Source organism: Paenibacillus sp. RC334, assembly GCF_030034735.1.
Taxonomy (GTDB): domain Bacteria; phylum Bacillota; class Bacilli; order Paenibacillales; family Paenibacillaceae; genus Paenibacillus; species Paenibacillus terrae_A.
This window is the reverse complement of sequence record NZ_CP125370.1, coordinates 4,930,824-4,956,287: the sequence shown is the minus strand read 5'-3', so window position 1 is coordinate 4,956,287 and position 25,464 is coordinate 4,930,824. Positions and strand designations below refer to the sequence as shown.

Below are 25,464 nucleotides of genomic sequence, written 5' to 3'. Positions count from 1 at the left end.
GACTGGAACGATACGGCGGCAGATTATCCGCGGGGGCAGACGGTAGAGCAGCTGTTTGAACAACAGGTGGGGCGTACACCGGAACAGACGGCAGTCATCTGCGAGGATCGCAGGCTCACCTACCGGGAGCTCAATGCTCAGGCCAATCGGTTGGCGCATAGCCTCCGGGCAGCCGGGGTGCAGGCCGACCATCGGGTTGCGATCTGTGCCAAACACAGCGCAGAGGTGGTCATCGCCATTCTCGCTGTCCTGAAAGCAGGCGGGGCCTACGTGCCGATGGACCCGGCTTCTCCGGATGAACGGATCGCCTACATGCTTCAAGATTCAGGCGCTCGCATCGCGCTGGTGGGGGACGGAGTCCAGCTTCCGGCGGACTATAACGGCAGGGTGCTGCCCCTTGGGGCGAACGGGGCACCGGGGGGAACGGCTACCCCTGTGGAGGAGCTGGACGCTCCCCGAGATCGGATGCAGCATTTGGCCTACATGATTTACACCTCCGGCTCCACGGGCCAGCCGAAGGGCGTGTTAATTGAACATCAGGGGCTGACCAACTATATTTGGTGGTCCAGCCGCACGTATGTGCAAGGGATGAAGACGACGTTCCCGCTGTATTCCTCCCTGGCCTTTGACCTGACGGTGACGAGCATCTTCACGCCGCTGATCACGGGAAATACAGTGATCGTCTACCCGGGTGACGATAAAGCGGCGCTGCTGCCGCGCATCTTCCGTGATCCCCGGATCGATCTGATCAAGCTGACCCCGGCTCATCTGCATCTGGTGCACGAACTGGGGCTGGTGCAGGACAGCACGATCCGCCGGATGATCGTCGGAGGAGAGAACCTGAGCGCGAAGCTCGCGGCGGGGATTTGGGAGCAAAGCGGGGGCACGGTGCGCCTGTTCAACGAATACGGCCCGACGGAGACCGTCGTCGGTTGTATGAGTTATCTGTATGATCCGGCCCGCCCGATGGGCGAGTATGTGCCGATCGGCCGTCCGGCAGCGAATACGAGCATTTATGTGCTGGATCCGTATGGACAGCCGGTGCCGGCCGGGGTCGCAGGCGAGATGTATATTGGCGGAGACGGGGTAGCCCGGGGGTACCTGAACCGGGCGGAGCAGACGGCGGAGAAGTTTGTGGCGAATCCCTTTGTGCCGGGGCAACGGATGTACCGGGCGGGTGACGTAGCGCGCCGGCGGATCGACGGGGAGCTGGAGTATATCGGACGTACGGACGATCAGGTGAAAATCCGGGGCTACCGGATTGAACTGGGGGAAGTGGAAGGTGCGATTCGGGCGCTGACTGGGGTCCGGGAGGTGGTAGTGATCGCCCGTTCGGCAGAGAGCGGATGGCAGGAGCTGTGTGCCTACGTCGTCACGGACGGGAACATGACGGGTAGAGAATTGCGGGCAGCGCTGAGTGCGTCGCTACCGGAGTATATGATCCCGACCTACTTCGTGCCTCTGGAGGCGCTGCCGCTGACGTCCAACGGAAAAATGGACCGCAAGGCACTGCCCGCGCCACAGGCGTACGTGGAGCCAGGTGTTGCTTACGCACCGCCGCGCAATGCAGTCGAGGAGCATCTCGTCTCGATCTGGGCAGCGGTATTGGGGGTGGCGCAGGTCGGCATTTATGATTCCTTCCTGGATCTGGGCGGGGACTCCATCAAGTCCATCCAGGTGTCAGCGAAGCTGTTCCAAGCGGGCTACCAGGTGGGGATGAAAGAACTGCTGACCAATCCTACGATTGCCGCCTTAAGTTCCCATGTCGAGCCGGTGAAGCGGACGGCAGAGCAAGGCGAGATCCGCGGGGTTACGGGAATGACCCCGATCCAGCAGGCCTTCGTGATCGAGCAGGCGACCGACCTGCATCACTATAACCAGTGTGTCGTTTTGCAGCGCCCGGACGGTTGGGAAGTGAGGGCGCTGCAAGCCGCGATGCAGGCGATAACGGATCACCATGATGCCCTGCGGACCGTGCTGCGCCGGAGCGATAGCGGTTATACGGCGTGGACCCGCCAGATCGGGGAAGGAGCGGGCTACAGCCTGGAGGTGCTGGACATGGCACCGGATACAGACAGCGAGGAAGCGATTGCGGCAGAGGCGAGCCGGATTCAGGCGACGATGGATCTGAGCGAAGGCCCACTGGTCAAGCTGGGATTGTTCCGGTGTACGGATGGCGATCATCTGCTGGTGGCGATCCACCACTGGGTCATCGACGGCGTTTCCTGGCGCATACTTCTGGAGGATTTAGGCACAGCGTATACCCAGGCACAGCAAGGGGAACCGATCCGGCTGCCGATGAAAACGGACGCCTTTCAGGCTTGGGCAGAGGGGTTGTCGCACTATGCGAGGAGTGAGGCGCTGCAGGCGGAAGCAGGGTACTGGGCGGGCATCCAAGCAACAGCAGCACCGGGTCTGCCGCAGGACTACGCCGAGACAGGCGTATCTTTGGTAAAGGACAGTGAAGAAGTGACGGTGCAGTGGACAGCGGGAGAGACGGAGCAGTTGCTCAAGCAAAGTCACCGGGCATATACGACAGAGATGAATGATCTGTTGCTGACCGCACTGGGACGGGCTATACAGGCATGGACGGGCATCACGGAAGTAGCGCTCAGCCTGGAGGGGCATGGAAGAGAGGCAATCGTGCCGGAACTGGATGTAACGCGGACGGTAGGATGGTTCACCAGTCGCTATCCGGTACGGCTGTCCTTTCCGGCAGGACAGGCATTATCCGTGCAAATCAAGACGGTGAAGGAGGAGCTGCGGCGGGTTCCCAACAAAGGTATAGGGTATGGACTGCTGCGCTACACCTCGGATCAGACCGAGGATGGACCGGCTGGCCAAACACCGGAAATCAGTTTTAACTATCTGGGGCAATTCGATACGGAGACTGGTTATGAAGGCATGCAGGTAGCGGCTTTTATGGGCGGACTATCTGTCAGTCCCAACCAGAGCAGACTCTATGCACTTGATATTAACGGCATCGTGGCGCAAGGACAACTGTCTTTCAGCATCAGCTACAGTGCCAAACAATTTGAAAAGCAAAGTATACAAAAGCTGGCTTGGCTGCTGCACGATAAAATCATTGAAATTATGGAGCATTGCGTGAGTCAGGAACAGGTGCAGCTTACGCCAAGTGATGTTTCAATGAAAGGATTGTCCGTTGGAGAATTGGACGAACTGCTGGAGCAACTGCAGCATGCTTGCGAGCATCCTCAAGAGGTTGAAAATATTTACTCTTTAACGCCGATGCAAAAGGGAATGTTGTTTCACGGCGTAGCTGACAGGCAATCATCTGCTTATGTCGAGCAGATTTTATTTAAGCTGCATGGTCAGCTTAACGTGGATCACTTTGCAAATGCTTTGGAAAAAGTAATGCAGAGACATAGCGTATTTCGTACTTTTTTTATGGATAATTGGCGGAATGCTCCGCTGCAAATAGTATATCGGAATGCCCGGTTGAGCTTCGTTTATGAAGACATGGGCGCACTAAATGAACAACAGTATAAGGAGCATGTAAGGTTATGCGCGTTGCAAGAAAAGGAGCTCGGATTCGACTTGGCACGCGGGCCATTGATGCGCATGACCATTTTGGGCACAAAAGACCATCAATACCAGTGTATCTGGACATTTCATCATATCATTCTGGACGGTTGGTGTCTGCCACTCTTTTTCGGTGAGCTGATGGAGCATTACGATGCTGCACTCCAGCAACGGCAGGCTGAGCTACCTGCTGTAGCTCCATACTCCCAATATATCGAGTGGCTTGAAGCGCAAAACCATGAAGAGGCATCTGCCTACTGGCAGGCTTATTTGGATGGGTATGAAGGGCAAGCGAATGTCCCTGCCGCTACGCTTCTTCAAAAAGCGAACGACAGCTATGTATGTGAAGAACATACTTGCCTTATAGATGGAGAATTAACACGTTACATGAAGATGGCAGCCGCTGACGTGCAAGTTACTGTCAATACTTTTATACAGACTGTATGGGGAACGCTACTTCAAAAACATAACGACAGTGATGATGTTGTCTTTGGTAGCGTAGTGTCAGGTAGACCGGCAGAACTGGAAGGTGTCTCCACTATGGTGGGACCATGTATTAACACCATCCCGGTACGTATTCGCACAACAGCAGATATGAGCTTTGCAGAGCTGCTTCAAATGAGTCAACGACAGGCGATTTCTTCCATCGCATATGATACGTATCCATTATATGAGATGCAGAGGGAGAGCGGTCGAAAGCAAGAATTGATTACGCATATACTGGTGTTTGAAAATTATCCGGTGGACGCACAGATGCATAAGCTCGTACAGGGGGGCACAAATCCGGTTTAACGATAGCCAATGTGGAGATTCGTGAGCAGACGAACTATGATTTTAATCTCATTGTGCTGCCTGGCGAAACATTCACATTCAAATTTCAATACAATGCAAGCATCTATAGTCAGGCAGACATAGAGCAAATCAGCAACCAGTTGCTTCATCTTTTGCGGCAAATAGCGGAACGCCCGCACATGCGTGTCAACGAGCTCCAGTGGGTAACCGAGGCGGACAAACGTCTGATTCTGGACGTCTTTAATGATACCGCCCAAGCATATCCGCATGAGCAACCCATTGCGCAGTTGTTTGAAGAACAGGCAGCGCGTGTACCCGAGCAAATTGCGGTTGTGTGCGGGGACAAGAGCTGGACCTACCGTGCCTTGCAGAAACGCTCGAACCAGCTGGCGCATACGCTGCGGGCCTGCGGTGTGCAGCCGGATCAGCGGATCGGGATTTTGGCGGATCGCTCTGCAGACATGATCGTGGGAATGTTAGCCATTTTGAAGGCTGGAGGCGCCTATTTGCCGATCAATCCGACTTACCCTTCGGAGCGTATTCGCTTTATGCTGGCTGACGGTCAGGTCAGCGTGCTGCTGACGGCATCTGCCGGAACTGGAGATGCCGTTCATCAGGCCATGGAACGGGTCAAACAGGCCGGATATGAGGGCCGAATGCTGGACCTGGGGGACGAAAATGCATATGCTGCGGATGACTCTGACTTGCCAAGCGTATCAGGAGCCCATCATCTGGCTTATGTGATGTATACCTCCGGTTCGACTGGACAACCCAAAGGGGTCATGGTGGAGCAGCGAAGTGTCGTACGTTTGGTGAAAGAAACAAATGTTGTAGCATGGACACCTGCTGACCGTATTTTGCTAACAGGGGCGCTGGTTTTTGACGCCTGTACGTTTGAAATTTGGGGGGCCTTGCTGAACGGGCTGCGGCTGGTCATTGTACCCGAGATGGTTCTGCTGAGTGCAGAGCTGCTGGGGGAAGCTATCCGGGAGCACCAAATTACGGTCATGTGGCTGACCGCGCCACTGTTCCATCAGTTGGCACAGCAAGAGCCAGCACAGTTTGAGCCGCTGCGTTATCTCATTGTAGGAGGGGATGCGCTCGTGCCATCGGTCGTATCGGCGGTACGCCGCGCATGCCCGAATGTCACGCTGGTGAATGGCTATGGTCCGACGGAAAACACGACCTTTTCCTGCAGCTTTGAGGTTGACCAGGACTATACCAACAATATTCCGATTGGGCGACCGATAGCCAACTCGACCGCCTACATCATGGATCAAGAGGGGCGGCTCCTGCCAATAGGAATGGCGGGAGAAATCTGGGTCGGGGGAGCCGGTCTGGCCCGTGGTTATTTGAATCAGGAAGAATTAACCCGTGAGCGGTTTGTACCGCATCCATGGGCAGCGGGTGAACGGTTATACCGGACGGGGGACCGGGGACGCTGGCGTCCGGACGGAACGATCAGCTATCTGGGACGGATGGACCAGCAGGTGAAAATCCGGGGATACCGAATTGAGCCGGGAGAGATTGAAGCGAAGCTGCAGAGCCTGCCCTTCGTCCAGCAAGCGGCTGTGGTTGTCCATGAAGCGGAGGATGGCGCGAAGCAATTGGCGGCGTACTATGTAGCTGAGCGCGAGATGACAGGGACGCGGATACGGGAAGCTCTGCTGGAAGAGCTGCCAGCATATATGATACCAGCCTATATGATTCCGCTGGAACGGCTACCGCTAACGCCTAATGGGAAAGTGGACCGTAAAGAGCTGCCTGTGCCAACGGCGAGTATTCAAACCGGAGTGGAGTATACCGCGCCTGGAAACGAAGTGGAGCAGGTGTTGGTCACTGTCTGGCAAAAGGTGCTCGGTGTGCCACAGATAGGAACAGGGGATAACTTTTTTGATTTGGGTGGCGATTCCATTAAGGCCATTCAAGTTTCATCCGGTTTAAGACAAGCGGGATATCACTTGGAGATGAAGCATTTATTTTCTTATCCAACCATCGCTTCGCTAAATTCTCATGTTCACATACTGAACAGAGTAGCGGATCAAAAGACGGTAATTGGAAAGGTCAAGCGTTCTCCTATCCAGTACTGGTTTTTGGAAAATCAAATTGCCGATCCTCATCATATGAATCAATCCATGCTGCTCTTTAGAGAGCAAAGGTTTGATGAACAGACGCTGCGACATTCCATGCAGGGTGTCATAACCCATCATGATGCGCTTCGTATGGTATTTCGTCAGACAGAATATGGGTATGAGGCATGGAATCGTGGAATGGATGATGGGGAGCTGTACCATCTGGAAATTGTAGATTTTACAGCCGATTCCCAGCCTTTTGCGGCAATTGAGGCTGCAGCTAACCGGATACAGCAAAGCATTGATTTAGAAAAAGGTCCATTAGTAAAGCTGGGTCTGTTCCGTTGTGCAGATGGTGATCATCTACTAATTGTCATTCATCATTTGGTGGTGGATGGTGTATCCTGGCGGATTTTGCTGGAAGATATCGCAAGAGCTTATGAACAGGTAGAAGCCGGAGCTTTTGTTCAACTACCTGTGAAGACTGATTCTTTTCAGACATGGGCACATAAGCTGTCCGATCATGCCACTAGCAATGCAATTGAGCAGGAGCGTTCTTTTTGGGAAGCAGTGGATCATACCATCGTCTCACCACTTCCTGTGGACTTGGAAGTAAGCCGTTCCTTGATAAAAGACAGCGAGACTATAACCTTGCAATGGTCTGAAGAGGAGACCGGACAGCTGTTAAAAGGGGCAAATCGGGCTTATAACACGGAAATAAATGATTTGCTACTTACAGCTCTTGGCATAGCTGTTCATCGCTGGACTGGCATGGAGAAGGTTGCAATTATGCTGGAGGGACATGGCCGGGAAAGCATTATGGATGATGTTGATATTTCACGTACGGTTGGCTGGTTCACGAGTCTATACCCGGTCATTCTTTCCGTTCGTCATCATACTAGTATAGCCAGTCGAATTAAAGGCATTAAGGAAGGATTACGGGAGATTCCTAACAAGGGGATCGGATATGGTTTACTGCGGTACTTATCTGAAAATCACGGTGCCCGAAATGCAACATTTGGCGACCTGCAGCCTGAAGTCAGCTTTAATTACCTGGGTCAGTTTGATCAGGATTTGGAAAATAGCTCTATGCGCCTGTCCACTTATTCTGTCGGCTCCGAGGTGAGTGGGAATCAATTAAGGCCATATAAGTTAATAATTAACGGCAGTATTACTAACGGCAATTTATCGTTACAGCTAAGTTACAGTAAAAAACAATATCTAAGTCAAACTATGCAGCAATTTGCAGCATATCTGGAAGATAGCTTGCGTCAAGTCATCGAACACTGTGCAAGTTGCGAACGGACGGAAATCACACCAAGTGATTTATCTCTAAAACATTTGACCATGGAAGAGTTGGAGCAGATTATTCAGCAGACACAGCATATAGGTGACATTGAAGATGTGTATCCGTTGACTCCTTTACAAAAGGGGATGCTGTTTCACAATTTGCTGGATTCCAGATCTGGCGTCTATTTTGAGCAGATTACTTTTGAAATGCAAGGAAACTTGAAGCTGGACGTTTTTGGGCAAAGTCTGGAGGAATTGACGAAAGCGCACGCTATCCTCCGTACCCGTTTTGATGGAGCATGGAAAGACTATCCTCTCCAAATCGTCTACAAGAACCCACAAGTCGAGCTGTATGCAGAAGACATAAGGGAACTGGAAGAGGTACAGCAACAGCAAAGGCTGCATTCCTATGCAGAGACGGATCAGCAACGGGGATTCAATCTGTCACAGGATATATTGATGCGAATGGCAGTTTTCCGTATTGCGGATGAGACGTACTCATTCATTTGGAGCTTTCACCATATTTTGATGGATGGTTGGTGTGTACCGCTGGTCACGAGTGAACTGTTCGAGTACTACTCAGCTTTTCTGATAAACCGACAGCCTAATGTACAGCAATCAGCTCCTTACAGCAAGTATATGGAGTGGCTGGCGGCGCAGGATGATGAGCAAGCAGCCCACTACTGGGAGCAATATTTGTCGGGGTATGAGGAGCATACTGCTATCCCTGGAGAGAGGGAAGGGGACTCTGATCAAAAATATATCCGCCAAGAAGTGGCGCTTGAGCTTGATAACGATTCAATCCGACAGTTAAAGCAGATAGCAGCAATACATCAGGTGACGTTAAACTCAGTATTGCAAACAGTATGGGGGCTATGGCTCCAAATGGCAAACGCAAGCCAAGATGTAGTTTTTGGTACAGTTGTGTCGGGCAGACCGTCAGATTTGGCGGGAGCCGGGCAAATGATCGGATTATTTATTAACACAATCCCGGTGCGTATTCAATGCCATTCCACGGATTCTCTGTCTGAAATCATGATTCGGACTCAGTCCAATTCCGTGGCATCAGCGGCTTACGATACGTACCCATTGTATGAGGTTCAGGCTCATACCCATCAAAAACAGGACTTAATCACACATTTGCTTGTTTTTGAAAATTATCCTGTAGAGGAGCAAATGCAGCAGCTTATTCAAGGCGAGCATACGACGGGCTTGACTATAGCTGATGCGGAGATTCGTGAGCAGACGAACTATGATTTTAATCTCATTGTGCTGCCTGGCGAAACATTCACATTCAAATTTCAATACAATGCAAGCGTCTATAGTCAGGCAGACATAGAGCAAATCAGTAACCAACTGCTTCATCTTCTGCGGCAAATAGCGGAACGCCCGCACATGCGTGTCAACGAGCTCCAGTGGGTAACCGAGGCGAACAAACGTCTGATTCTGGACGTCTTTAATGATACCGCCCAAGCATATCCGCATGAGCAACCCATTGCGCAGTTGTTTGAAGAACAGGCAGCGCGTGTACCCGAGCAAATTGCGGTTGTGTGCGGGGACAAGAGCTGGACCTACCGTGCCTTGCAGAAACGCTCGAACCAGCTGGCGCATACGCTGCGGGCCTGCGGTGTGCAGCCGGATCAGCGGATCGGGATTTTGGCGGATCGCTCTGCAGACATGATCGTGGGAATGTTAGCCATTTTGAAGGCTGGAGGCGCCTATTTGCCGATCAATCCGACTTACCCTTCGGAGCGTATTCGCTTTATGCTGGCCGATGGTCAGGTCAACGTGCTGCTGACGGCATCTGCCGGAACTGGAGATGCCGTTCATCAGGCCATGGAACGGGTCAAACAGGCCGGATATGAGGGCCGAATGCTGGACCTGGGGGACGAAAATGCATATGCTGCGGATGACTCTGACTTGCCAAGCGTATCAGGAGCCCATCATCTGGCTTATGTGATGTATACCTCCGGTTCGACCGGACAACCCAAAGGGGTCATGGTGGAGCAGCGAAGTGTCGTACGTTTGGTCAAAGGAACAAATGTTGTAGCATGGACACCTGCTGACCGTATTTTGCTAACAGGGGCGCTGGTTTTTGACGCCTGTACGTTTGAAATTTGGGGGGCCTTGCTGAACGGGCTGCGGCTGGTCATTGTACCCGAGATGGTTCTGCTGAGTGCAGAGCTGCTGGGGGAAGCTATCCGGGAGCACCAAATTACGGTCATGTGGCTGACCGCGCCACTGTTCCATCAGTTGGTGCAGCAAGAGCCAGCACAGTTTGAGCCGCTGCGTTATCTCATTGTGGGAGGGGATGCGCTCGTGCCATCGGTCGTATCGGCGGTACGCCGCGCATGCCCGAATGTCACGCTGGTGAATGGCTATGGTCCGACGGAAAACACGACCTTTTCCTGCAGCTTTGAGATTGACCAGGACTATACCAACAATATTCCGATTGGGCGACCGATAGCCAACTCGACCGCCTACATCATGGATCAAGAGGGGCGGCTCCTGCCGATAGGGATGGCGGGAGAAATCTGGGTCGGGGGAGCCGGTCTGGCCCGTGGTTATTTGAATCAGGAGGAATTAACCCGTGAGCGGTTTGTAGCGCATCCATGGGCAGCGGGTGAACGGTTATACCGGACGGGGGACCGGGGACGCTGGCGTCCAGACGGAACGATCAGCTATCTGGGACGGATGGACCAGCAGGTGAAGATCCGTGGATACCGGATTGAGCCGGGAGAGATTGAAGCGAAGCTGCAGAGCCTGCCCTTCGTCCAGCAAGCGGCTGTGGTTGTCCATGAAGCGGAGGATGGCGCGAAGCAATTGGCGGCGTACTATGTAGCTGAGCGCGAGATGACGGGGACGCGGATACGGGAAGCTCTGCTGGAAGAGCTGCCAGCGTATATGATACCAGCCTATATGATTCCGCTGGAACGGCTACCGCTAACGCCTAATGGGAAAGTGGACCGTAAAGAGCTGCCTGTGCCAACGGCGAGTATTCAAACCGGAGTGGAGTATACCGCGCCTGGAAACGAAGTGGAGCAGGTGCTGGTCACTGTCTGGCAAAAGGTGCTCGGTGTGCCGCAGATAGGAACAGGGGATAACTTTTTTGATTTGGGTGGCGATTCCATTAAGGCCATTCAGGTATCGTCCCGATTGATTCAGGCCGGCTACAAAATTGGAATGAAAGACCTGTTTAAATATCCGAGCATTGCTGCGCTCAGTCCTTATACAGAGCGGGTGACCAGAATACCCGAGCAAGGTGAAATTAGTGGAAAAGTGGAGTTGACACCGATACAGCGATGGTTATTCACGCAAGAAACGGGAAATGAAGCACATTTTAACCAGTCGTTTTTCTTGCACAGACCTTCGGGCTTTAAAGAAGAGGCATTGCGGCAGGTAATGGACAGCATAATTACGCACCACGATGCTTTACGTACCGTATATCGACGGACGGACAGCGGCTATGAAGCATGGAATCGTGGAATCAGTGAAGGGGAATTGTACGATCTGGAAGTCATGGACTTCGCAGCCTCCAATCCAACTGAGGTTATGGCAGAAATTGAGGAAGCCGCGAATCGAATTCAGCGCAGCATTGATCTGGAAAAAGGTCCGTTGGTAAAACTGGGACTGTTCCGTTGTCCCGACGGTGATCATCTGCTGATTGTCATTCATCATTTGGTGGTAGACGGCGTATCCTGGCGAATTTTACTGGAGGACTTGGCGAATGCCTTCGGGCAAGCAGAGTCGGGCAAGGATATCAAGCTGCCGTCAAAAACGGATGCCTATCAGGTATGGGCCAATCAACTGGTGCAGTATGCAAATAGTACGTCCATCGAGCAGGAGCTTCAATATTGGAGACGCGTAAAAGACTTTGAGACAGCTCCTTTACCTAGAGATTATGACGAGACGGGTCAAGGCACGATTGGAGACAGCGAATTACTGACACTGCGGTTTACAAAGATGGAGACGGAGCAACTGCTGAAACAGACGAACCGTGCCTATCGTACTGAAATTAATGATCTGTTGCTTACTGCGCTGGGAACTGCAATCCATGGGTGGACAGGCAGTGAAAATATATTTGTAAATTTGGAAGGCCACGGTAGAGAGCATATGTTGCCGGATTGTGATATCAGCCGGACGGTAGGATGGTTCACGAGTCAATATCCTGTTCTTCTACACATTCCAACGGACGCAGACACGGGACTTCGCATTAAAACGGTCAAAGAAGCATTGCGTGAAATACCGCAAAAGGGAGTCGGATTCAGCTTGTTGCGTCATCTCTCCCATCATGGTGAAGAAATGGGTAAGCTGGTTGAACCTGAAATCTGTTTCAATTATCTAGGCCAGTTTGATCAGGATTTAAGCAACAGTGGAATGTCTATTTCACACTATTCTGGTGGCTCGGATGTCAGCCAGGGAGGGCGGAGACCATATGTGCTGGAGTTCCACGGTATGATTACAGACGGATGTCTGAATCTCGCTATCAGCTACAATCGAAAGCAGTACCGTCAAAAAACGGTGGAACACCTGGCTGAGAAACTCCAATGCTCCTTGCGCGAAATCATTAACCACTGTATGTCGAAAAAACAGATGGAGCTGACCCCAAGCGATATTTTATGCAAAGGGATAAGCATTCCAGAAATGGAACAGATCATATTGCATATGGGACAGGACAGAGCAATAGAGAATATTTACCCATTAACGCCTGTACAAAAAGGAATGCTGTTCCACAGTCTGCTGGATCCTCAGTCTGCCGCCTATTTTGAACAGACTACATTTGATATGGAAGGTGTCTTGAATGAAGCGGCTTTTGCCCAAGCCTTGGATCAATTAACACACAGACACGCTATATTGCGAACTGGATTTTATACTGGCTGGAAAGATACCCCACTTCAAGTGGTATACCAGGATTCACGCATTGATTTTCGCACAGAAGATGTTAGGGGTATCCGAGAATCAGAGCGGGAACAGTGGCTGACAGCCTATGCCGATCAAGACAAGGCCAAAGGATTTAATCTCCAACAGGATGTGTTAATGAGGTTATCTGTTTTACGTACAGGGCAACGCTCATACCGTCTGGTTTGGAGCTTTCATCATATCCTTATGGACGGCTGGTGCGTACCGCTTGTCGCCCAAGAATTGTTTGAATTGTATGAAGCAATTCGAAATGAGAGACAGCCTCGATTACAAGACGCTCCTCTGTACAGCGACTATATCGAATGGCTTGAATCCCGTCCTGTCGAGGAAGCCGCTTCTTACTGGAGTAATTATCTTGCAGGCTATGAAGAACAAACGATACTACCAGGGAAGCTGGTCCAAGCTGCGGAATTTGAAGGCTACGAATCGGGCAGAGTAATCCGCCGGTTTGGACATTCGCTGACCTATTCGCTCAAGCAGGCAGCGAATAGCAATCGTGTAACGGTTCATACTTTTATGCAAGCTGTATGGGGGATTCTACTGCAAAAATACAATAACCATATGGATGTTGTATTTGGTACGGTGGTGTCAGGCAGACCGCCTGTTATTACAGGTATTGAAAGCATGGTAGGCTTGTTCATTAATACGATTCCGGTACGTGTTCATTGTGATGCGGATGATTCGTTTGCTGATTTGGCTTTAAGGATGCAGCAGCAAGCACTCGCTGCTCATGAGTTTGACACGTATTCCTTAATGGAAATACAAGCGCGAACACCACAGAAGCACCAGCTCCTATCGCATATTATGGTGTTTGAAAATTATCCGTTGGAGCAGCAGTTGACAAGTATGGATGAAGACGATGGTCAAAGTTTGCTGATTTCCAATGCACACGTCACGGAGCAGACGCATTACGACTTTAATGTCATTGTGTTGCCTGGCGAAGACATAACAGTGCATTTTGAATTTAATACCAATGCCTATGACACCTCAATAATAGAACAAGTAGCAGGCCGATTCCTCCAAATGTTGGAGCAGGCTGCCGCTAAACCAGACATGGGAGTCCATGAACTGGATTGGCTGACAAAAGAAGAAAAACGAGATATTTTAGAAGTTTTCAACGATACCGAGGCAGATTATCCGCGGGAGCAGACGGTGGAGCAACTGTTTGAACAACAGGTGGGGCGTACACCGGAACAGACGGCAGTCATCTGCGAGGATCGCAGGCTCACCTACCGGGAGCTCAATGCTCAGGCCAATCGGTTGGCGCATAGCCTCCGGGCAGCCGGGGTGCAGGCCGACCATCGGGTTGCGATCTGTGCCGAACACAGCGCAGAGGTGGTCATCGCCATTCTCGCCGTCCTGAAAGCAGGCGGGGCCTACGTGCCGATGGACCCGGCTTCTCCGGACGAACGGATCGCCTACATGCTTCAAGATTCAGGCGCTCGCATCGCGCTGGTGGGGGACGGAGTCCAGCTTCCGGCGGACTATAACGGCAGGGTGCTGCCCCTTGGGGCGAACGGGGCACCGGGGGGAACGGCTACCCCTGTGGAGGAGCTGGACGCTCCCCGAGATCGGATGCAGCATTTGGCCTACATGATTTACACCTCCGGCTCCACGGGCCAGCCGAAGGGCGTGTTAATTGAACATCAGGGGCTGACCAACTATATTTGGTGGTCCAGCCGCACGTATGTGCAAGGGATGAAGACGACGTTCCCGCTGTATTCCTCCCTGGCCTTTGACCTGACGGTGACGAGCATCTTCACGCCGCTGATCACGGGAAATACAGTGATCGTCTACCCGGGTGACGATAAAGCGGCGCTGCTGCCGCGCATCTTCCGTGATCCCCGGATCGATCTGATCAAGCTGACCCCGGCTCATCTGCATCTGGTGCACGAACTGGGGCTGGTGCAGGACAGCACGATCCGCCGAATGATCGTCGGAGGAGAAAACCTGAGCGCGAAGCTCGCGGCGGGGATTTGGGAGCAAAGCGGGGGCACGGTGCGCCTGTTCAACGAATACGGCCCGACGGAGACCGTCGTCGGTTGTATGAGTTATCTGTATGATCCGGCCCGCCCGATGGGCGAGTATGTGCCGATTGGCCGTCCGGCAGCGAATACGAGCATTTATGTGCTGGATCCGTATGGACAGCCGGTGCCGGCCGGGGTCGCAGGCGAGATGTATATTGGCGGAGACGGGGTAGCCCGGGGGTACCTGAACCGGGCGGAGCAGACGGCGGAGAAGTTTGTGGCGAATCCCTTTGTGCCGGGGCAACGGATGTACCGGGCGGGTGACGTAGCGCGCCGGCGGATCGACGGGGAGCTGGAGTATATCGGACGTACGGACGATCAGGTGAAAATCCGGGGCTACCGGATTGAACTGGGGGAAGTGGAAGGTGCGATTCGGGCGCTGACTGCGGTCCGGGAGGTGGTAGTGATCGCCCGCTCGGCAGAGAGCGGATGGCAGGAGCTGTGTGCCTACGTCGTCACGGACGGGAACATGACGGGTAGAGAATTGCGGGCAGCGCTGAGTGCGTCGCTGCCGGAGTATATGATCCCGACCTACTTCGTGCCTCTGGAGGCGCTGCCGCTGACGTCCAACGGAAAAATGGACCGCAAGGCACTGCCCGCGCCGCAGGCGTACCTGGAGTCGGGTGCCGCTTATGCACCGCCGCGCAATGCAGTCGAGGAGCATCTCGTCTCGATCTGGGCAGAAATACTTGATGTAGAGCGTATCGGAATAACGGATTCATTTTTTGACAAAGGGGGACATTCACTCAAAGCTACAACACTCGTTTCCCGAATTCAAAAACAGATGGATGCATCCATCTCTTTGAAGGATATATTCCGCTTTCCGACCATTGAACGTTTGTCGGAGCTGATTACCGGGCTGGATTCACATACGTATTATTCCATTTCGGTTGCTGCGGAGCAGGCATATTATCCAGTATCTTCAGCCCAAAGACGCCTGTTCCTCGCAGGTCAGGCTGAAGGTGCGCAGCTTACGTATAATATGCCAGGTGTGTTGATCGTTACTGGCTCTCTTGATGTCCACCGTCTGGAACAGGCCTTCCAACAACTCATAGGGCGGCACGAATCTTTGCGAACCGGGTTTGAACTGGCAGCAGGAGAGCCAGCACAGTTTATTTATCCAAATGCTCCGTTTGAGGTTGAGCTGCTTCACGCAACGGAGGATCAAATCGATTCTTGTATCTGTGAGTTTGTGCGTGTGTTTGACCTGCAGCGCCCTCCGTTGCTTCGTGTTGGAATCATTCAAACAGATGCTGAACGCCATATTTTATTATTTGATATGCATCACCTGGTATCGGACGGGGTTTCGATGAACATCTTGGTCCAGGAATTTATAAGACTGTATGGCGGAGAAACGTTACCGCCGCTTCGTATTCAGTACAAAGATTATGCAGTCTGGCAGCAAGCTCAAATAGCAGATGGTGCATACAAGCGCCACGAGGATTACTGGCTGGAGATGTTCAAAGGAGACTTGCCCCAGCTGGAGCTGCCTACAGATTATGAAAGACCAACAGTGCGCAGCTATGAAGGAGATGTCCATCATTTTGTAATTGAAAAATCTCTTGCACAGGAGTTACAGCAGCTTGCCGTCAGTACGGACGCAACGCTCTTTATGGTATTCATGGCTGCATATACCGTTTTACTGGCTAAATACAGTGGACAGGATGACATGATTATTGGTACCTCCGTGGCGGGAAGAACCCACGCCGACATGGAGCCGTTAATTGGAATGTTCGTCAATACACTGGCGGTGCGCCATCAACCATTTGCTGGAAAAACATTTTCCAGTTATGTACAGGATGTAAAACAAACGATGCTTAATGCATACGAGCATCAGGATTATCCGTTTGAAGAGATTTTGAAACATTTGCAGCTGCAACGTGATCCGGGACGCAATCCTTTGTTTGACACTATGCTGGTATATCAGAATATGGGTGAAATAGCAGTTGAAATGGACTCCCTCGTCTTTTCTTCTTACGAACAGTCACGGAAAAGTGCCAAGTTTGATTTAACGTTATATGTTCAGCCCGAAGGAGAACAACTGCGATGCGAGTTTGAATTCAGCCGGTATTTGTTTGAGACGGAAACGATTCATGTACTTGCCACAGATTTGTTGTCCGTTCTGTCTGAAGTGGTACAACAGCCGGAAATTCCTATTCAGGACATTAAATTAATTGAAAAAAGGGTACCGGATGAAAGTGTTATTCGTTCCATTGAACTGAGTTTCTAATTCTTGCTTTCGGAAGGAGAGGGTGTGTAAGACACATTCTCTCCATTTCGGAAGAGGCTGAATAAGTTGCTCTATAGATGCTATTTAGATGGTTATGTACCATAATTCATCATTAACATACTGGGGGTCAGATCATGTCAGAGTTTAAACAACAGGAGTTATTTTGGAATCAAACGTTTCAAGCTGACGATGCACCTACGGCCTTCCCATTTTGCAATTCTGCTTCTAAGGGTGGAGCAGAATTACACATAAATGGACGGGAAACCCTATGTGAACCGTTATCTGCAGCAGTCTCACAGCGGATTTTACAACTGTCTGGCGGTTCCAGCATGGCGGTTTTTATAATTCTGTTAGCTGGGGTAACCAGTTTATTATATAAATACACAGGCGAAAATAACGTTTTGCTCGGTATACCCACATCAAAAGATGTACATAACCGGATCAATAAATTTCTTATTATTAAAAGTAAACTGGAGCCCACTCATTCATTTAAGTCATTATTTAATGAGGTTAAGCAGTCGTTAAGCGATAGTTTGGAGCATCAAGGGCTGCCTTTCAGAAAAATGGCCGGAAAACTCCGCATGCAATATGATTCGGCCAACCATCCTGTCATTCCTACGCTTGTTGCATTGGATAGCCTCCATTCACTTCTGGAAACAACCAATGTAAATGTGGATACACAGTTTCATTTTGTAATGAAGAAGGATGGCATTAATGTTCAGCTTCAGTACAATGTGCAAAGTTACGAAGAAGCTTATATCAAGCAACTGGTTGCGCATTTAAACCACCTTTTATCTGTGATGCTGTTTCAACCGGATCGGGCACTCGGTGATATAGAGACGCTGCCGGAAAATCAGAGTCAGGAATATCTATACCGCTGGAACGATACGGCGGCAGATTATCCGCGGGAGCAGACGGTGGAGCAGCTGTTTGAACAACAGGTGGCGCGTACACCGGAACAGACGGCAGTCATCTGCGAGGATCGCAGGCTTACCTACCGGGAGCTCAATGCTCAGGCCAATCGGTTGGCGCATAGCCTCCGGGCAGCCGGGGTGCAGGCCGACCATCGGGTTGCGATCTGTGCCGGACACAGCGCAGAGGTGGTCATCGCCATTCTCTCCGTCCTGAAAGCAGGCGGGGCCTACGTGCCGATGGACCCGGCTTCTCCGGATGAACGGATCGCCTACATGCTTCAAGATTCAGGCGCTCGCATCGCGCTGGTGGGGGACGGAGTCCAGCTTCCGGCGGACTATAACGGCAGGGTGCTGTCCCTTGGGGCGAACGGGGCACCGGAGGAAATGGCTACCCCTGTGGAGGAGCTGGACGCTCCCCGAGATCGGATGCAGCATTTGGCCTACATGATTTACACCTCCGGCTCCACGGGCCAGCCGAAGGGCGTGTTAATTGAACATCAGGGGCTGACCAACTATATTTGGTGGTCCAGCCGCACGTATGTGCAAGGGATGAAGACGACGTTCCCGCTGTATTCCTCCCTGGCCTTTGACCTGACGGTGACGAGCATCTTCACGCCGCTGATCACGGGAAATACAGTGATCGTCTACCCGGGTGACGATAAAGCGGCACTGCTGCCGCGCATCTTCCGTGATCCCCGGATCGATCTGATCAAGCTGACCCCGGCTCACCTGCATCTGGTGCACGAACTGGGGCTGGTGCAGGACAGCACGATCCGCCGAATGATCGTCGGAGGAGAAAACCTGAGCGCGAAGCTTGCGGCGGGGATTTGGGAGCAAAGCGGGGGCACGGTGCGCCTGTTCAACGAATACGGCCCGACGGAGACCGTCGTCGGTTGTATGAGCTATCTGTATGATCCGGCCCGCCCGATGGGCGAGTATGTGCCGATCGGCCGTCCGGCAGCGAATACGAGCATTTACGTGCTGGATCCGTATGGACAGCCAGTGCCGGCCGGGGTCGCAGGCGAGATGTACATTGGCGGAGACGGGGTAGCCCGGGGGTACCTGAACCGGGCGGAGCAGACGGCGGAGAAGTTTGTGGCGAATCCCTTTGTGCCGGGGCAACGGATGTACCGGGCGGGTGACGTAGCGCGCCGGCGGATCGACGGGGAGCTGGAGTATATCGGACGCACGGACGATCAGGTGAAAATCCGGGGCTACCGGATTGAACTGGGGGAAGTGGAAGGTGCGATTCGGGCGCTGACTGGGGTCCGGGAGGTGGTAGTGATCGCCCGTTCGGCAGAGAGCGGATGGCAGGAGCTGTGTGCCTACGTCGTCACGGACGGGAACATGACGGGTAGAGAATTGCGGGCAGCGCTGAGTGCGTCGCTGCCGGAGTATATGATCCCGACCTACTTCGTGCCTCTGGAGGCGCTGCCGCTGACGTCCAACGGAAAAATGGACCGCAAGGCACTGCCCGCGCCACAGGCGTACGTGGAGCCAGGTGTTGCTTACGCACCGCCGCGCAATGCAGTCGAGGAGCATCTCGTCTCGATCTGGGCAGCGGTATTGGGGGTGGCGCAGGTCGGCATTTATGATTCCTTCCTGGATCTGGGCGGGGACTCCATCAAGTCCATCCAGGTGTCAGCGAAGCTGTTCCAAGCGGGCTACCAGGTGGGGATGAAAGAACTGCTGACCAATCCTACGATTGCCGCCTTAAGTTCCCATGTCGAGCCGGTGAAGCGGACGGCAGAGCAAGGCGAGATCCGCGGGGTTACGGGAATGACCCCGATCCAGCAGGCCTTCGTGATCGAGCAGGCGACCGACCTGCATCACTATAACCAGTGTGTCGTTTTGCAGCGCCCGGACGGTTGGGAAGTGAGGGCGCTGCAAGCCGCGATGCAGGCGATAACGGATCACCATGATGCCCTGCGGACCGTGCTGCGCCGGAGCGATAGCGGTTATACGGCGTGGACCCGCCAGATCGGGGAAGGAGCGGGCTACAGCCTGGAGGTGCTGGACATGGCACCGGATACAGACAGCGAGGAAGCGATTGCGGCAGAGGCGAGCCGGATTCAGGCGACGATGGATCTGAGCGAAGGCCCACTGGTCAAGCTGGGATTGTTCCGGTGTACGGATGGCGATCATCTGCTGGTGGCGATCCACCACTGGGTCATCGACGGCGTCTCCTGGCGCATACTTCTGGAGGATTTAGGCACAGCGTATACCCAGGCACAGCAAGGGGAACCGATCCGGCTGCCGATGAAAACGGACGCCTTTCAGGCTTGGGCAGAGGGGTTGTCGCACTATGCGAGGAGTGAAGCACTGCAGGCGGAAGCAGGGTACTGGGCGGGCATCCAAGCAACAGCAGCACCGCAGCTGCCGCAGGACTACGCCGAGACGGGCGTATGTTTGGTAAAGAACAGTGAAGAAGTGACGGTGCAGTGGACAGCGGGAGAGACGGAGCAGTTGCTCAAGCAAAGTCACCGGGCATATACGACAGAGATGAATGATCTGTTGCTGACCGGACTGGGACGGGCTATACAGGCATGGACGGGCATCACGGAAGTAGCGCTCAGCCTGGAGGGGCATGGAAGAGAGGCAATCGTGCCGGAACTGGATGTAACGCGGACGGTAGGATGGCTCACCAGTCGCTATCCGGTACGGCTGTCCTTTCCGGCAGGACAGGCATTATCCGTGCAAATCAAGACGGTGAAGGAGGAGCTGCGGCGGGTTCCCAACAAAGGTATAGGATATGGGCTGCTGCGCTACACCTCGGATCAGACCGAGGATGGACCGGCTGGTCAAACACCGGAAATCAGCTTTAACTATCTGGGGCAATATGATTTGAAACCGGATGGTCATATGCGACCATCACCGTATCATGGCGGCCTAACTGTAAGCGAGCGTCATGTTCGTACGTACCTTCTTGAGATACACGGAATGGTTTATGAGGGGAAATTGTCGCTGACTATTTCCTATAGCCACACCCAGTACAAGAAGGAGTCCATAGAACAGCTTGGCAACTGCCTGAGAACGAGTCTGCAGGAAATTATACTTCATTGTATTTCTAAAGAAGGAACAGAACTCACACCTAGTGATGTATCGTTTTCTGAAATGGAAATCTCCGAGTTGGACCGTTTGATCCAATCTACACAACAGCTGGGTGAATTGGAGAGCTTATATCCGATGACACCGATGCAAAAAGGCATGTTGTTTCACAGTTTGCTCGATTCCCAATCGGAGGCCTATTTTGAACAGATGATCATTCATTTGGAGGGTCATCTGGATATGGATATTCTTGCTCAAAGTCTCAACAGATTAGGACAGCGACATGCTGTGTTCAGAACCAGCTTTTATAGTGGCTGGAACAAGGAAGCTCTGCAAGTGGTATTTCAAAAAAGCCGAATTGATCTGGTTTATCAGGACATCAATTGCATTGATAAATCAGAACGAAACGATAGGGTGTTCAATTTGGCGGCTGAAGACCGAAGAAGAGGCTTTGATCTAGAGCAAGACCCGCTAACGAGGTTTACGGTTTTGCAATCAGGTCCTGATGAATACGATTTGATCTGGAGTTTTCATCATATGTTAATGGATGGCTGGTGCATTCCGATGGTTACACAAGAACTGTTTGAGCTTTATGATGCCATCAGCCAGCGTCGTCCTCCCCGGCTGAAAGAAGTTTTTCCGTACAGCAGCTATGTGAACTGGCTTGGAGCGCAGAATCAGAAGGAGGCATCCGATTACTGGAAACATTACTTGGCAGGTTATGAAGGGCATACCAGCCTATCATCCGTTTTACCAGCGTCTCCTGTTGGAGCGCCATATCAAGCGAAGCTGGCTTGGAGCTTGGGAGAAGACCTGACAACTAAATTAAAAAACACAGCCATCCGTCAGCATGTTACTGTCAATACCTTGATGCAAACGGTGTGGGGCCTGCTGCTGCAGCGATATAATAACACCACTGATGTCGTGTTCGGCAGTGTTGTATCTGGTAGACCGCCTCATTTGCCCGGAATTCAGGACATGATCGGTTTGTTTATCAATACCGTGCCTGTTCGTATTCAGTGCAGTCCAGATCAGACTTTTTCTGAAATCATCCGTATCGTACAACAACAAGCTGTTGCTTCACACAGCTATGAGACGTTCCCGCTATATGAAATTCAGGCACAAACAGAGCAAAAACAAAAGTTAATCAGCCATATTATGGTTTTTGAAAATTACCCGATTGAACAGGCTCTGATACAAGGCAGTGATCCGGAAGCAACATCATTGCAGATTTTGGACGTCAAGACATCTGAGCAAACCAATTATGATTTCATGATAAGTGTCGTTCCTGGTGAAAATATGCAAATCGAATTTCAATACAACACAGAGACATACAGCCATGCACATGTGGCAAGGATGAAGGGACATCTAGAGCGTATAATTACCCAAGTTACCAATTTACCAGACCTTGTAATCCGCAAGCTGGATATACTGACATGCGAGGAATCCCAAAATATTCTTGAACACTTTAACAATACAGCGGCAGTTATCCCGGAACATATTCTTATTCATCAATTTTTTGAAGCGCAAGCAGCCCGAACACCAGAGCGCATCGCACTGGTATATGGTGAGGTACAAATGACTTACGCAGAATTAAACGCGCAAGCCAACAGGTTGGCTCGCACATTAAGAAAAGCAGGCGTTCGTGAGGATCACCCTGTAGCTATGCTATTTGAGCGTTCACCCCAGGTCATTCTCAGTATGCTGGCCATTTGGAAAGCGGGCGGGGCATATGTACCCATTGATCCAGAATATCCGGCGAGCAGAATCGAGTACATGCTAGAGGATTCGGGGGCAGCGGTTTTGCTGACGGACTATCATACGCAGCACCATATAAACTTTGCTGGAGAGAGCATAATAGTTGATCACACGCCATGCGGTGATGAGGATTCCCACAATTTGGTATGCAATTGTTCCATTTCTAATTTGGCTTATATCATTTATACATCGGGGTCAACCGGCCAGCCTAAAGGCGTGGCGGTAGAGCATCGTTCCGTCTTGAATTTTCTTCATACATTAGAACAACGGGGTCCACTTGAACCGGAAGATGTACTTTTGCAAAAAACTTCTGTCTCTTTCGACGCATCTGTGTGGGAATTGTGCTGGTGGATGCTAAAGGGCGCTTGTCTCAGTATACTGGAGCCCGGAGAAGAGAAAGACCCGGCAGCTATCACAGCCGCCGTCCAACGATACGGGGTGTCACATCTCGAATTCGCACCCTCCATGCTTCAAGCTTTTGTAGATTATGTTCGCGAGTACAGCGCAGCAGATCAGCTTGCAACATTAAAATATATATCGGTTGGGGGCGAAATGCTGTCGTCGTCATTAGCCCGGCAATTTTATGATGTGCTGACAATCCCGAATGGATCGCAGTTGTATAACACCTATGGGCCTACTGAAGCAACCGTTGAAGTTGCCAGTTACTTGTGTCATGATCAGCACTTTGAAAATAGCATCCCTATCGGTACGCCCAATCTCAATACTCGTCTATACATTTTAAATGAATTTTTACAGCCGCAGCCTATTGGAATCGCAGGCGAACTTTACATTGCGGGAGCTGGTGTGGCAAGAGGATACGTGAATCAACCGGAAGCAACCGCTTCCCGTTTTGTGCCGGACCCGTTCCAGACCGAACCGAACGCGAAAATGTATCGCACCGGAGACTTGGCGGTCTTTGGGCCAGAAGGATATGTGTACTGTCTTGGCCGTCTGGACGATCAGGTTAAGATCCGGGGATTCCGTATTGAAATGGGTGAGATCGAAAACATACTGCTTAAGCTGGAATCTGTTCAGGAAGCGATCGTGCTGGCAAGAGATGATGGCGACGGGGACAAGGTTTTATGCGCTTATATTACAGCAGGGAAACACCTCTCCACCAAAGATGTACGTACAGCAGTTGCACGTTATCTGCCTGCATACATGGTTCCTTCCTATGTAATACAACTAGATCGTATGCCGTGGACAACCAGCGGGAAAATCAATCGCCAGGCATTGCCTGTACCAGCCGCAGATCAGCAGTCAGCTGAAGTCTACATTCCGCCACGCACACATACGGAACAGCTGCTTGCAGCGATATGGGCTGACATATTGAAAAGAGAACGAGTGAGCATCACGGATCATTTCTTTGATATCGGCGGTCATTCACTTAAAGCAACTCAACTTGTAGCCAAAATTCATAAGGAACTGAATGCGAAAGTTACACTCAAGGATATTTTCACATACCCGACAATTGAAGACATGGCGGGGTATGTAGACCGGATGGAGAACCGTACATCGTATACTCCTATACCGAAAGCCCCGGAGAGTGTGTATTACCCTGTTTCTTCCGCACAGAAGCGGCTGTTTATAGCAAGCCAGTCTACAGGTGGAGAAATGGCCTACAATATGCCTGCTGTGCTGATTGTGGAAGGGGCTTTGGATGTAGATCGACTGGAATATTCGTTGAGGCAATTGATTCAACGGCACGAGCCTTTGCGAACGGGCTTTGAGGCAATTGAAGGGGAACCTGTGCAATATGTGCATGCAGAAGCAGTGTTTGACCTTGAGCAAATAACTGCTGGCGAAACAGCGGTTGACGTCATAATAAGTAACTTTATCCGGCCCTTTGAGCTTCATCGGCCTCCTTTAATGCGTGCCGGGATTGTCCCGCTTGGCAACAGTCGGCATTTGCTGTTGTTTGATATGCATCATCTGATTTCGGACGGCATTTCTATAAATATTTTCATGAAAGAATTCATTGAATTATATGAGGGTAAATCGATGCCTCCTCTTACTATTCAATACAAGGATTATGCCGTTTGGCAGCAACAGCAGCTTGAAAATGAAGAGATGAACAAGCATGCAAAATACTGGCTTAATATGTTTAATGGTGATTTACCTAAGCTTGAATTACCAACAGATTATGAACGGTTACCTGTGCAAAGTCATGAAGGCGAAGAGTTTCAATTTGAGGCGTATATTACGGTTAGCCAAGGCATTATGAACCTGGAGAAACATACAGGTGCAACCCTCCACATGATATTATTGGCAGCTTATACGGTATTGCTTGCAAAATACAGTGGGCAGGAGGATGTGATTGTGGGTACACCGATGGCGGGCAGGACGCATGTAGATACGGAGCCGTTAATTGGTATGTTCGTGAATACACTCGCTATTCGGAATTATCCCTCAGCAGAGAAATCATTCCTCACGCTTCTCCAAGAGGTCAAGGATACGATGACAAGTGCCTTCGAGCATCAAAGCTATCCATTTGAGGAATTAGTGGACAAGCTCCATTTAAAAAGGGACATTAGCCGGACTCCATTATTTGATACGATGCTTGTACTTCAAAATACAGAGGAGACGACCTTGGCAATAGAGTCACTGACATTTACGCCATACACTAATGCCTATAATACCGCAAAATTTGATCTAACCTTATATGCGACGGCTGATGAACAGGGCTTACGATTCAGTTTTGAATATGGTACTCGTCTCTTCAAGGCCAAAACGATGGAGCGCATGTCCAATGATCTGCTTCTTATACTGATTGCCATATCTACTGACCCGAGAAGGAAATTAATGGACATTTCATTGAGTGAAATGGATGAAAATGAGCTTGGACTGATTGAAATCTCGATTTAAGACAT

3 protein-coding genes and 1 pseudogene are annotated in these 25,464 nt (G+C 51.4%); all 4 read left to right on the top strand.

Annotated elements, in window-relative coordinates; genetic code table 11:
* A pseudogene (locus QMK20_RS27780) lies at positions 1-1,263 on the top strand (amino acid adenylation domain-containing protein); the annotation flags it as partial.
* Positions 1,240-4,335 carry a condensation domain-containing protein gene (locus QMK20_RS27775; RefSeq protein WP_481857805.1) on the top strand — a complete coding sequence of 1,032 codons (3,096 nt, stop codon included), beginning with the start codon at positions 1,240-1,242 and terminating at the stop codon, positions 4,333-4,335. The pseudogene QMK20_RS27780 and the gene QMK20_RS27775, both read left to right, overlap by 24 nt.
* Before the next feature lie 11 nt (positions 4,336-4,346).
* Complete coding sequence (locus QMK20_RS22710; protein ID WP_283653426.1) at positions 4,347-16,874, top strand: non-ribosomal peptide synthetase; 12,528 nt, start codon at positions 4,347-4,349, stop codon at positions 16,872-16,874.
* A gap of 134 nt (positions 16,875-17,008) precedes the next feature.
* The gene (locus tag QMK20_RS22705; protein WP_283653425.1) at positions 17,009-25,459 is read left to right on the top strand and encodes a non-ribosomal peptide synthetase; all 8,451 of its coding nucleotides are present in this window, start codon (positions 17,009-17,011) and stop codon (positions 25,457-25,459) included.
* Positions 25,460-25,464: the final 5 nt, after the last annotated feature.

What these genes read in the sequence shown, in the direction of transcription:
- QMK20_RS22705 (WP_283653425.1), top strand. Translation starts at nt 17,009, where the DNA reads ATGTCAGAGTTTAAACAACAGGAGTTATTTTGGAATCAAACGTTTCAA.